We start from the raw sequence: 11624 nt of genomic DNA on the forward strand, positions 1-11624 counted from the left end.
ATGATGTGCATCATCGGCGTTTCCACTTCCATGAAGCGGTACGGCTCGGCTTCCAGCCACTTGCGGATGTAGCCGATGATCTTGGAGCGCAGCATGAAGGTGCGGCGCGCTTCCTCGGTGACGATCAGGTCGACGTAGCGCTGGCGATAGCGTTGTTCCACGTCGGCCAGGCCGTGCCACTTGTCCGGCAGCGGGCGCAGGCTTTTGGTGAGCAGGCGCAGCGTTTGCACCTTCACCGACAGTTCGCCGGTCTTGGTGCGCATCAACTGGCCTTCGGCGCCGACGAGGTCGCCTACGTCCCAGCCCTTGAACGCTTCGTAGATCGCCTCGCCTACCGTGCCCTGGTGGATGAAGAGCTGGATGCGGCCGGTGAAGTCCTGCATTTGCACGAAGCTGACCTTGCCCTGCACGCGCTTGAGCACGATGCGGCCGGCCACTTTCACCTGGCGCGCCAGTGCTTCGATCGCTTCGGCGGTGTGCTGTTCCTTGTCCTCGAATTCCGCCTGCAGATCGCCGGCGAAACTGTCGACCTTGAAGTCGTTGGGGAACGCGATACCCTGCTCGCGCAACGCCTTGAGCTTGTCGCGGCGCTCGGCGATCAGCTTGTTTTCGTCGACGGGCAGGTTGTCAGTAGGTTCGCTCATGGAGATTCCATTGCTGCCGGCGCTCAGGTCGAGCGCCAAATGCTTCGTTCAAAGCCGGATGGTTTTCTTCTGTACGTCGACGCGCGTCAGTCGTCTTTGCCGAACACGTGTTTGACCGCGTGCTTGGTGGCGTCCCAGCCTTCGCGCGTGCCATGCGCCACGCCGTGGCCGACTTCCTTCGCGCCATGGCCGATGCCCTGGCCGGCTTCCTTGGCGCCGTGGCCGATGGTTTTGGCGACATGCGCGGTGGCGTGTCCGACGTCGCGCGCGCCATTGCCGACAGCGTGTCCTGCGTCTTTCGCATCCTGCTTGATGGTCTGCGCGGCGGCATCAGTCGTGTGGCTGAAGAACGCGACGCCGGCGCAGGCAAACAGCGCTGCATAAATGGTCTTGCGGCTCATGCTATGGCTCCTCGCTCATGATCAGGCATCAACACGCTTGGCACCCGCGTCCAGGCCCGCCTTCAGGCTGGCCTCGATGAAATCGTCCAGGTCACCATCCAGCACCTTCTGCGTATCGGTACGCTCGATGCCGGTGCGCAGATCCTTGATGCGGCTCTGGTCCAGCACGTAGTTGCGGATCTGGCTGCCCCAGCCGATGTCGGATTTGGATGCTTCCAGCGCATCCTTTTCGGCGTTGCGCTTCTGCATCTCCAGCTCGTACAGCTTGGCGGCCAGCATCTTCATGGCGCGATCGCGGTTGGCGTGCTGGCTGCGCTCGGTCTGGCACGCCACCACCACGCCGCTGGGCACGTGCGTGATGCGCACCGCCGACTCGGTTTTGTTGACGTGCTGGCCGCCGGCGCCGGACGAACGGTACACGTCGGTCTTCAGGTCGGCCGGGTTGATCTCGATATCGATGTCGTCGTCTACTTCCGGCGACACGAATACCGAAGTGAAGCTGGTGTGGCGGCGGTTGTCCGAATCGAACGGGCTCTTGCGCACCAGGCGGTGCACGCCGATCTCGGTTTTCAGCCAGCCATAGGCGTAGTCGCCTTCCACGCGGAAAGTGGCGGATTTGATGCCGGCCACTTCACCCGCGCTCACTTCCATCAGCTCGGTCTTCCAGCCGCGCGCTTCGCACCAGCGCAGGTACATGCGCAGCAGCATTTCGGCCCAGTCCTGCGCCTCGGTGCCGCCGGCACCGGCCTGGATGTCGACGAAGGCGTTGGCCGAATCCATCTTGCCGGAGAACATGCGCTGGAATTCCAGCTTGCTGACTTCGGCGTCGAGCTTGCCGACGTCGGCCTGCACGGATTGCACGGTATCGTCGTCGCCGTCGGCGGCGGCCATTTCGAGCAGCTCGCCGGCGTCGGCCAGGCCGGAAGTGATGCGGTCGATGCCGCTGACGATGGTGTCGAGGCGGGCGCGTTCGCGGCCCAGTTCCTGTGCGCGCGGCGGATCGTCCCAGACGTTGGGGCTTTCCAGTTCGCGGCTTACTTCTTCCAGACGCTCACGCTTGGCGTCGTAGTCAAAGATACCCCCTAAGCGACTCGATACGGGCCGTGAGGTCCGCGATCTGCGCAAGGATCGGATTGGTCTCGATCATGTGTGGTTGAACCCTGAAGGGATGGCGCCGGATGGGCGCGAGATAAACGGTAATCGTAGCAAACCGGGTGCGAAGGCGCCTAGCTGAGGGCTGAAGGGAGTGGTGTGTGCCGATGCTTGCGGCGATGTACTCCCTCCCCTGCTGGCAGGGGAGGGCCGGGGTGGGGTTGCATGCGCTTGCGGCATGGCTTGGGTTCAACGCGAGATTGCTTCACCCCACCCCAACCCTCCCCTATTGCACGTAGGGGAGGGAGCGGCTCGCTAAGAAATTGCAGCTTTCGTATCGAGATGGCGATGTTGGGGTTTGCACCCCAACCTACGGGGTGGCTTGGAGTGCGTTGGCGTGCACGTCGCGCACGGCGCGTCCCGAAGGATCGGCCATCGCGGCGAACGCCGGATCCCACGCCAAGGCTGCCGGCGAGGAGCACGCGATGGATTTGCCGCCCGGCACAGTCGCCGCGCAGGCCTCGCCGGGGAAGAATTTCTCGAAGATGCGGCGATACAGGTAGGCTTCTTTCGTCGCCGGCGTGTTGAACGGAAAGCGCGATGCCGCGGCGGCGAATTCGCGATCGCTCACCGCTTGCTCCGCGTGCGCCTTCAGGCCATCGATCCAGCCGTAGCCGACGCCGTCGCTGAACTGTTCCTTCTGGCGCCACAGGATCGATTCCGGCAACGCGCCGACGAAAGCTTCGCGCAGTACCGCCTTTTCGATGCGGCCCTTGCCGGCCATCTTGTGCGCGGCGTCCATGCTCATCGCCGCTTCCATGAATTCCAGATCCAGGAACGGCACGCGCGCTTCCACGCCCCAGGCCATCATCGACTTGTTCGCGCGCAGGCAGTCGTAGCTGTGCAGCGCGTCGAGCTTGCGCACGGTTTCCTCGTGGAACGCTTCCGGCGACGGTGCTTTGTGGAAATACAGATATCCGCCGAAGATTTCATCCGAACCTTCGCCGGACAGCACCATCTTCACGCCCATCGCCTTGATGCGGCGCGCGAGCAGATACATCGGGGTGGACGCGCGGATGGTGGTGACGTCGTAGGTTTCGATATGGCGGATCACTTCGGGCAGCGCATCCAGGCCTTCCCAGAAGTTGTAGACGAAGCCGTGGTGCACGGTGCCGAGTGCGTCGGCCACCACTTTCGCCGCAGCCAGGTCGGGCGAACCTTCAAGGCCGATGGCGAAGGAATGCAGGCGCGGCCACCACGCTTCGCTGCGATCGTCGTCTTCCACGCGTTCACGCGCGAAGCGTGCGGCGCAGGCGGCGACCAGCGAGGAATCCAGGCCGCCGGAAAGCAGCACGCCATATGGCACGTCAGTCATCAGCTGGCGATGCACGGCCTGCTCGAAAGCCTTGCGCAATTCACCCGGGCCATGGCCCTTGGTGGCTTCGTAATCGCGCCACGGGCGCTCATAGTAACGCTTGAGTTCGCCGGTGCTGCTGTCGTAGACGTGACCCGGCGGGAACGGCGCGACATCGGCGCATACGCCCACCAGCGCCTTCATCTCCGAGGCCACGCACAAGCGCCCTTGCGCATCGTGGCCCCAGTACAGCGGGCATACGCCGATCGGATCGCGCGCGATCAGGTAACGCTTCGCTTCGCCGTCCCACAATGCGAACGCGAAAATGCCGTTGAGCTGGCCGAGGAAATCCGCACCATGCTCGCGGTACAGCGCGTTGATCACTTCGCAGTCCGAGCCGGTGGTGAAATCGTAGCTGCTGTGCGCGCGCAGCTCGCGATGGTTGTAGATCTCGCCATTCACAGCCAGCGCCAGATGGCCGTCGCGCGAACGCAGCGGCTGCGCGCCGCTGGCCGGGTCGACGATGGCCAGGCGCTCGTGCACCAGGATCACGCCGGCATCGACGAATACGCCGCTCCAGTCCGGGCCGCGGTGGCGCTGGCGCTGCGACAGCTCCAACGCCAGCTGGCGTAACGCGGCCAGGTCGTCGCCTGGCTGAAGATCGAACATTCCGAAGATGGCGCACATGATGGGTTTTTCCTTTGGCTCGCTGCTGGTTGAGTGAAACGCTAAAAACAAAAGGGCCCGCACTTGGCGGGCCCTTTTGCGTGTGTATGGATGTTTCTTCGTCTACACGCCGGCCCGTCCGCGGTTGCGGTTATTGTTATTGGCGTTGTTATTCAGGCCCATTGCAGCCACGCCGACACCGGCCACGAGGGCGGCGGATTTGAGCGCGTGGTTGGCAAGGAAAGTGTGCATGGGGCCGACTACAGCACAAGTCTTGTGCGCTGCGCAAGACGTCGCGTGGACTTCCCATCGCAGCCCGGGGGCGACCTGTCTTCACGTGACCTTGGCCCACCACTTGCTCAAATTTCACGCCGGCCAAGGGGTTACGGGAAGACCGGCCTGCCTCCTGCCAGGGTAAAACGCGCTTCCATTCGAGGGACTGACCATGGGACGGACGAAGTGCTTGGGTGGCCTGTTGGCGTTTGCCGTGCTCTCGCCCGCCGCATCGGCGCAGGATCAGACGCAGCGGTTGCAGCAGGAAGTGGATCAGCTGAAGGCGACGGTGCAGGCCCTGCAGGCCGAGGTGAAGGAGCTGAAGGCCGAGCGCCCGCCGGCCACGGCCGGGAAATCGGCAACACCTCCCTCTCCGCCAACGCAGACAGTCACCACCCAGGTCGACGCCCTGCAGCTCACCCATACCGAACGCTCGCCGCTGCCGCCGCAGCAAAGCGTTTCCGAAGACCCCGATTCCGCCTCGCGCATCGACAACGAGGCACCGCCCACCGATCCGGCGTTGAAGGGCTTTGTGCAAATTCCGGGCACCGACACCATTGCCCGCATTGGTGGTTACGCCAAGCTGGACATGATCTACGACACTCGCGATACGGGTTCGCCGGATGCCTTCGTTCCCGCCACCATTCCGGTACCTGCAACGCGCGACCGCGGCAATTTCAACCTGCAGGCGCGGCAGACCCGTTTCAGCCTGGACATCCGCCATCCCACCATATTCGACGAAACACTGCGCTTCTATGTCGAAAACGATTTCTACGGTGGTGGCAACGGCCAGTACGGCTTCCGCCTGCGCCAGGCGTATGGCCAACTAGGCAACACCTATGCCGGCTTCGGCTGGTCTTCCCTCGCCGACGTCGACGCGATTCCCGATACGCTGGATTTCGCGGGCCCGAACAGCGTGATCGCCACGCGGCGCGCCGGTATCCATCAGTTCTTTCACCTGGGGGAAACCGGCAGCCTGACGCTGGCCGCCGAGCAGCCCTCTTCCGAACTGCGCGCCATCGATCCGGCGAGCAACGTCCACGGCACGCAACATCTGCCGGACGTGGTCATTGCCGCGCGCGTCGAACAAGGCTGGGGCCATCTGCAACTGGGCGGCGTGGTACGCCAGCTCGGTTACAGCAGTAACGAACAGAATCGCCGGATGGTGAGTGGCGGCGCGCAACTGAGCGGCTCGTTGAAAGTGGCGAGCTTTGCCGACTACAGCGATCTGCTGATGTTCGGCCTCAACTGGGGCAAGGGCATCGCACGCTATCTCAACGATCTCGGTGGCGCTGGCTTGGATGCGGTGGTGAGCGCGGACGGCCGAATACATCTGCTGAGCGAACGCGGCGCCTACGCGGCCTATACGCATTACTGGAACGACAACTGGCGCAGCAATCTGGTCTACGGTGCGCTGCGCGTGCCGCGTTCGTCCTGGTTGAATACGAGCGACTTCCACAACAGCGATTACGCCGCCGCCAATGTGATCTGGGCGCCGATGCCTGCGCTCACAGTTGGGCTGGAATTGCTGCACGGCCGGCTGGAAGTGCAGGACAACCGTTACAACACCGACACGCGCATCCAGGGTTCGTTGCAATACAGCTTTATCCGGTAGATGGCGTTCAGGTGGACGATACCCAGCGCACCGCTTCATCCAATTGCAAGTTGGAGAACAGGCGAAAGTGCGTCGGCATGGTGACGCCGAACACGCTGGACATGGCGCGAATCCAGCCCACATCGGTAACCAGCGCGGTGCGCTCCCAGCCGCTGATGTGGCGAAAACCCAGCTTGACGTCGTCCCACATCGCGCCAGGCGCGAAGCCGGTGAATTCGTCGTCGATATGGATGACCAGGCGCAGCTTGTTGCTCAGCGCAAAAGCCGCCTCGATATCCGGCACCATCACGCTTTCATAGTCCTGCGCGGTGACTTGGCCGCTCATGCGAAAACCCAGCACGCCTGCGGGGAGGGAGGGGAGTTGCTCGATCATGATCTGCTCCTTCGTGCTTCGTTGCGCTATCCAAACGCTATTTGAGCAGCGAGGCAAGTGAAGGGAGGTGAATGTAGGTTGGGGTGCAAACCCTGATATATCCCCGCGTTTTTTCGTTTGGTGCATATGTGCCCGAAATGCCGTCATTCCCGCGAAAGCGGAGGCGCTTTTCAACAGCGAATGCTGGTCAATCCATCTTTGCCTTTGCATCAGAGCAAATGGATTCCCGCTTTCGCGGGAATGATGGCCCAGTAATCTGGAAGATCATGTGCAAGGTGTATAGCTCGCTGATTTTATTGAAATCATCGAGCAAAAACGTGGGGATACGTCAGGGTGCCAACCCCAACACCGGCTGGGATAAGACATTGTTGGGGTTTGCACCCCAACCTACGCCGGTTCCATGTAGCGCAGCAACAACCTTGGCGATTCCCTGCCCTGCCAGTCATTGATGGTGAGCTCATACGCCGCGCGCATCACCGTCGGCGGCGGCTTGCCGTCGTAGGCGTTGAACATCACTGCGTCGTGCACGGCATCGTCGCGCGGATCGCGCAGGCTCAAACGCAGATGGCGCTCGCCCATGGTGCGCCAGCTGAAGCATTCGAAGCGGTTTTCGAACAGCGGCTCTGGAAACGCCTGCCCCCATGGACCGGCGAAGCGCAGCATGCGCGCCGTTTCCAGCGTAAACATGCCGGCCGGCATTTCGCCGTCGGTATAGAGCACGGCTTGCAGTTGTTCTTCGGTGAGCCATTCGCGCGCCACCGCGTCGAAGGCTTCGGCAAAGCGCGGATAGTGTTGCGTGGGCAGGCTCAGGCCCGCCGCCATGGCGTGGCCGCCGAAGCGTTCGATCAAGCCGGGATGGCGCGCATCCACCACCGCCAGCGCATCGCGAATATGAAAGCCAGCGATGGAGCGTGCCGAACCACGCAAATGATCGGGATCATCCTCGCCCGCCGGCGCAAACGCGATCACCGGCCGATGCAGACGTTCCTTCAACTTGGAAGCGACCAGCCCCACCACGCCCGCATGCCAGCTCGGTTCGAACAAGGTGACGCCGATGGTCTGCGCATCCACGTGCGACGCGCTGGCCACCATCACTTCCGCTTCGGCCACCATCGAGGCCTGCAGATCGCGTCGTTCCTGGTTGATGGCGCTGAGCCGTTGCGCATAGGCGCGCGCCTGCGCGGGGTTGTCGGTCAGCAGGCATTCCACGCCCTGGCGCATGTCCTCCAGACGCCCGGCGGCGTTCAGGCGCGGGCCGATTGCATACGCGAAATCACTGGCGCATAACGTGACGACGCTGCGCTGGCTCGCTTCAATCAACGCCACGATGCCGGCGCAACCGCGCCCGCTGCGCAGCCGTTTCATGCCGCCTTCGACCAGTACGCGGTTGTTGAAATCCAGCGGCACCAGGTCGGCCACCGTGCCCAGCGCAACCAGGTCCAGCAGCACGGAAAGATCCGGCTCAGGTCTGGCGGCAAACCAGCCCAGTTCACGCAGATGCGCTCGCAGCGCCAGCAGCACATAGAACATCACGCCCACGCCCGCCAGCGCCTTGCTCGGGAAACCATCACCTTGCACGTTCGGATTGACGATGGCGTCCGCCTCCGGCAGATGATCGCCGGGCAGATGGTGATCGGTAACGATCACGTGCATGTCGCGCGCACGCGCCGCCGCGACGCCGCTGACGCTGGCGATGCCGTTGTCGACGGTGACGATCAGCTGCGCATGCGCAGGCAACGACGCTACCAGTTCCGGCGTAAGGCCGTAACCATGCACGAAACGGTTCGGCACCACGTAATCCACGCGCCGTGCGCCGAGCAGACGCAGACCGCGTACCGCCACCGCCGTGCCGGTGGCACCATCGCAATCGTAGTCGCCGGCGATCATGATCGAGACATCGTCGCGGATGGCATCGGCAAGCAAGCCGACGGCCTGCTGCATGCCGCTCAACTGTTGCGGCGCAAGCATGCGATTGAGCCGATGCTCCGCCTGGTCCGGGCTCAGTACGCCGCGCGCCGCGTAAATGCGCTGCAGAAATTCCGGCACCGTCTCGCCCCAGCCTGCCGGTTCGCCCAGCAACGGACGCCGTTTCAAAAGCTGCGGCATCACGCGCGGCCTCGCCAGAAACGCCAGCGATGCCAGGGGCGATGCAAGCAGCGCTCGCCGCTGGCAAAGGACAGCAGCATCGGCACGCGCTTGCTCAACGCTTGCAGACATGGCCACCACTCGCCGGCGATGGCGTCTGCGGATTGATCCTGCAGATCCAGCAACCAGCCAGCCTGCGCCGCATCCGCCGTGGATACCGTGCGCCGTTGCGCCGGAATGCCGGCGCGATGCGCGAGCGCCAACAGCAAAAGATCTTCGCCGATCACGCCACGCAGCGCCGTATCGATGTGCGACGGCAACACACCGCCCCCCCAGAACCACAGACTGTTGACCGGCGGCAGGCCACGCTCGCGCCGCTGTGCATTGAGCGGATGCTGATGCAGCAGCACCTGCACTTCGTTCAACAACACGCGCCAACGCCGGCCGTCCGGCCCTTGCGGCAGATGGTCGTAGAGATCTTCACCCAGCGCCTGCTCCGGCGCATCGAAATGGGGCATGAACATGTCCGCCGGCACGCGCAATTGCCAGCGTTGCGGTGTGGACACATGCAACGCCATGCCCTGCTCCGCAAAAACCGCTTGCAAGGGCTCGACCAGCGCTTGTGCCTCTTCCATGCCCAGCGGCAAGTGGCCGCAGGCAAGCAAACGTGCACCGCTCATGTCCGGCTGGATCCAGGCCGGGTCCGCGTTGAGCCAGCACGCATCGGCCGCATCGCCTGCCAGATGCTCGCGAATGAGCGCGGCGGCAGGCAGTTCACCGTCGTAGTGGAAATACGCGGAAAGACCGCCGAGATAGCCTTGCGCACCGTTTGTGACGCGGTCGCCCTCGCGCAGCAAGGCGCACAGAGGATGCGCCGGATCGAAACGCTGCAAGTCGGGCAGCCAGCACTCCACGTGTCGTGCGGTGGTTTCCATCGTCCGCTCAGGCTTCCAGTTGTTCGTACAACGCCAGCCACTCGGCTTCGAGCGTTTCCTTTTCCTTGCGCAATTCTGCCTGGCGCTGGCCGAGTTTCATCAGCTCGGCGGTCGAGCCGTTGTAGGTTTCCGGATCGGCGAGTTTCTGATCCAGCTTGGTGAGCTCTTCGTCGATCGCAGCGACGCGCGTTTCGATTTTCTTTACGCGCTGGCGCGACGCTTTTTCGCTCTCGCGCTGCGCGGCGGCGGCACGGCGGCGGTCAGCGGCGGACTCGGATGGTTTGGCGTCCGCTTCGGTTTTCTTCGGCGCATTGCCGCGCGAGCGCAACCAGCGCGCGTAATCGTCCAGGTCGCCGTCGAAGGGTTCCACCTTGTGGTCGGCCACGCGCCAAAAACTGTCGCAGACCATGCCGAGCAGATGGCGATCGTGCGATACCAGCACCAGCGCGCCATCGAAATCGGCCAAGGCGTCGGCCAGGGCTTCGCGCATGTCCAGGTCGAGATGGTTGGTGGGCTCATCGAGCAGCAGCAGATTGGGCTTGTCCCAGGCGATCAAGGCCAGCGCCAGGCGCGCGCGCTCGCCGCCGGAAAACCCGTCCACCGATTCGAAAGCGCGATCGCCCGCGAAATTCCAGCCGCCGAGAAAATCGCGCAACACCTGCGCACCGACACCGGGCGCTTTGTCCTGCAAATGATCGAACGGGCTGGCGCCTTCGCGCAGGCTTTCCACGGTGTGCTGGGCGAAGTAGCCGATCTTCAGGTCCTTATGGACCTTGCGTTCGCCGCCCAACGGAGCCAGTTCGCCGACCAGGGTTTTCACCAGGGTGGATTTGCCGGCGCCGTTGGGGCCGAGCAAGCCGACGCGTTCGCCGGCCTCTAAACGAAAACGGACGTCCGTAAGGACGACGTTCGCCCCTTCCCCCCTCCCGGGAGAAGGTTGGGATGAGGGGCCACGCTCGCCATCATCTACATCCAAAGCGTGCTCTGATGTTGATTTCTCGCCAGCCTGCCCCCTCACCCCACCCCTTTCCCCTTGGGGAAAGGGAAAAGATGAAATGTTCTCCCCGGAGGGGAGAGGGAGAAGCGCTGGATAGCCGGCGCTGACCTCTTCCAGTTGCAGCATGGAATCGGGCACCTTCTCCGGCACCGCAAACTGGAAATGGAACGGACGCTCCGCACGCACCGCTTCGGTGCCGGCCATTTTCTCCAGCCGCTTCATGCGCGACTGCGCCTGCTTGGCCTTGCTGGCCTTGGCCTTGAAGCGATCGATAAAGGACTGCAAATGCGCGCGCTCGGCCTGCTCGCGTTCGTGCGCAATCTGCTGCAGGCGCAGTTGCTCGGCGCGCTGGCGCTCGAACGCGCTGTAGTTGCCGGTGTAGAGCTTGCCGCGGCCTTCGTTGAGATGCAGGGTGTGGGTGATCACGCCATCGAGGAATTCGCGATCGTGCGAGATCACCAGCAAGGTGCCCTGGTAGCGGCGCAGCCATTCTTCCAGCCACAGCACCGCATCCAGATCCAAATGGTTGGTGGGCTCGTCCAGCAGCAGCAGCTCGGACGGCGCCATCAGCGCACGGGCCAGGTTCAGGCGCACGCGCCAGCCGCCGGAGAATTCGCTGACGGCGCGTTCGTGCGTATCGGCGCTGAAGCCAAGGCCGTGCAGCAGGCGGCCGGCGCGGGCGCGCGCGTCGTAGCCGTGCAATTCCTCGATGCGGTGATGAGCGAGCGCCATCGCTTCGGTGTCGCCGCGCGCCTGCGCGTCCAGCTCGTCGCGCAGCGCGGTGGCCAGTTCCACGTCGCCGCCCATCACGTAGTCGATGGCCGGGTCGGGCAAGGACGGGGTTTCCTGAGCCACCGAGGCAAGGCGCAGCCTGGCCGGCATGTCCAGTTCGCCCGCGTCGGCCTCCAACTGCCCCTGCAGCGCCGCGAACAGGCTCGACTTGCCGCAGCCGTTGCGCCCGACCACGCCCAGGCGCCAGCCGCTCTGGATCACCAGGTCGATATCGGAAAGCAGCAACCGGCTGCCGCGGCGCAGGGCGAAATGGCGAAACGCAATCATGTGGAACCAGCTTAAGGCCGGCCAGGACGGCCGAAGCCGCACATGATAACCGGGGCGCGGGGGTGAAATTAGGGGGGGCCCAAAAAAAAAAAAAGACCCCCCATGAAAAAAACACGGTGTTTTTGGTGGG

Annotated in this window: 10 protein-coding genes; 1 reads left to right on the plus strand and 9 read right to left on the minus strand. The window is 63.7% G+C overall.

Going from position 1 to position 11624, the window contains the following annotated elements; all coding sequences use genetic code 11:
* The 5 genes from ACTHNE_RS18750 to ACTHNE_RS18770 all read right to left on the minus strand — a co-directional run.
* Positions 1 to 644 (minus strand): OB-fold nucleic acid binding domain-containing protein (locus ACTHNE_RS18750; protein ID WP_440270014.1); only part of this gene is annotated, 644 nt, incomplete at its 3' end.
* 86 nt (positions 645 to 730) lie between these two features.
* Complete coding sequence (locus ACTHNE_RS18755) at positions 731 to 1045, minus strand: hypothetical protein (protein WP_324944560.1); 315 nt, start codon at positions 1043 to 1045, stop codon at positions 731 to 733.
* Between the two features lie 21 nt (positions 1046 to 1066).
* Positions 1067 to 2192 (minus strand): peptide chain release factor 2 gene (gene prfB, locus ACTHNE_RS18760; protein ID WP_324944562.1). Its coding sequence is split into 2 segments (ribosomal slippage): positions 1067 to 2116 and positions 2118 to 2192, totalling 1125 coding nucleotides; the frame shifts between segments, so codons are not numbered across the junction.
* A gap of 315 nt (positions 2193 to 2507) precedes the next feature.
* The gene (gene asnB / locus ACTHNE_RS18765; protein ID WP_440270015.1) at positions 2508 to 4178 is read right to left on the minus strand and encodes an asparagine synthase B; all 1671 of its coding nucleotides are present in this window, start codon (positions 4176 to 4178) and stop codon (positions 2508 to 2510) included.
* 102 nt (positions 4179 to 4280) lie between these two features.
* A complete protein-coding gene (locus tag ACTHNE_RS18770; protein ID WP_440270016.1) occupies positions 4281 to 4409 on the minus strand; it encodes a hypothetical protein in 129 nt (42 codons plus the stop codon).
* Positions 4410 to 4602: 193 nt separating this feature from the next.
* Between ACTHNE_RS18770 and ACTHNE_RS18775 the strand changes: the two genes are divergently transcribed.
* Positions 4603 to 6045, plus strand: coding sequence for a DcaP family trimeric outer membrane transporter (locus tag ACTHNE_RS18775; protein ID WP_324946222.1), 1443 nt, complete (start codon positions 4603 to 4605; stop codon positions 6043 to 6045).
* Positions 6046 to 6052: 7 nt separating this feature from the next.
* Here the strand turns inward: ACTHNE_RS18775 and ACTHNE_RS18780 are convergent, their stop codons facing one another.
* The 4 genes from ACTHNE_RS18780 to ACTHNE_RS18795 all read right to left on the minus strand — a co-directional run bounded on the left by ACTHNE_RS18780 (position 6053) and on the right by ACTHNE_RS18795 (position 11494).
* The gene (locus tag ACTHNE_RS18780; protein ID WP_324946220.1) at positions 6053 to 6418 is read right to left on the minus strand and encodes an STAS/SEC14 domain-containing protein; all 366 of its coding nucleotides are present in this window, start codon (positions 6416 to 6418) and stop codon (positions 6053 to 6055) included.
* A 387-nt stretch (positions 6419 to 6805) separates the two neighbouring features.
* Entirely contained in the window at positions 6806 to 8524 is a 1719-nt protein-coding gene (gene recJ, locus ACTHNE_RS18785; protein WP_324946227.1) for a single-stranded-DNA-specific exonuclease RecJ, read from the minus strand.
* Positions 8524 to 9438, minus strand: a complete 915-nt coding sequence (locus ACTHNE_RS18790) for a phosphoglycerate mutase (RefSeq protein ID WP_324946217.1) — start codon at positions 9436 to 9438, stop codon at positions 8524 to 8526. Before ACTHNE_RS18790 ends, recJ begins: the two co-directional genes overlap by 1 nt.
* A 7-nt stretch (positions 9439 to 9445) precedes the next feature.
* Positions 9446 to 11494 carry an ABC-F family ATP-binding cassette domain-containing protein gene (locus ACTHNE_RS18795; protein WP_440270017.1) on the minus strand — a complete coding sequence of 683 codons (2049 nt, stop codon included), beginning with the start codon at positions 11492 to 11494 and terminating at the stop codon, positions 9446 to 9448.
* Between the last annotated feature and the right edge of the window lie 130 nt (positions 11495 to 11624).

Origin of the sequence: Dyella sp., from assembly GCF_051954575.1 — a bacterium.
GTDB lineage: Bacteria > Pseudomonadota > Gammaproteobacteria > Xanthomonadales > Rhodanobacteraceae > Dyella_B.

What these genes read in the sequence shown, in the direction of transcription:
- ACTHNE_RS18755 (WP_324944560.1), bottom strand. Translation starts at nt 1,045, where the DNA reads ATGAGCCGCAAGACCATTTATGCAGCGCTGTTTGCCTGCGCCGGCGTC.
- asnB (WP_440270015.1), bottom strand. Translation starts at nt 4,178, where the DNA reads ATGTGCGCCATCTTCGGAATGTTCGATCTTCAGCCAGGCGACGACCTG.
- ACTHNE_RS18770 (WP_440270016.1), bottom strand. Translation starts at nt 4,409, where the DNA reads ATGCACACTTTCCTTGCCAACCACGCGCTCAAATCCGCCGCCCTCGTG.
- ACTHNE_RS18775 (WP_324946222.1), top strand. Translation starts at nt 4,603, where the DNA reads ATGGGACGGACGAAGTGCTTGGGTGGCCTGTTGGCGTTTGCCGTGCTC.
- ACTHNE_RS18780 (WP_324946220.1), bottom strand. Translation starts at nt 6,418, where the DNA reads ATGATCGAGCAACTCCCCTCCCTCCCCGCAGGCGTGCTGGGTTTTCGC.
- recJ (WP_324946227.1), bottom strand. Translation starts at nt 8,524, where the DNA reads ATGCCGCAGCTTTTGAAACGGCGTCCGTTGCTGGGCGAACCGGCAGGC.
- ACTHNE_RS18790 (WP_324946217.1), bottom strand. Translation starts at nt 9,438, where the DNA reads ATGGAAACCACCGCACGACACGTGGAGTGCTGGCTGCCCGACTTGCAG.
- ACTHNE_RS18795 (WP_440270017.1), bottom strand. Translation starts at nt 11,494, where the DNA reads ATGATTGCGTTTCGCCATTTCGCCCTGCGCCGCGGCAGCCGGTTGCTG.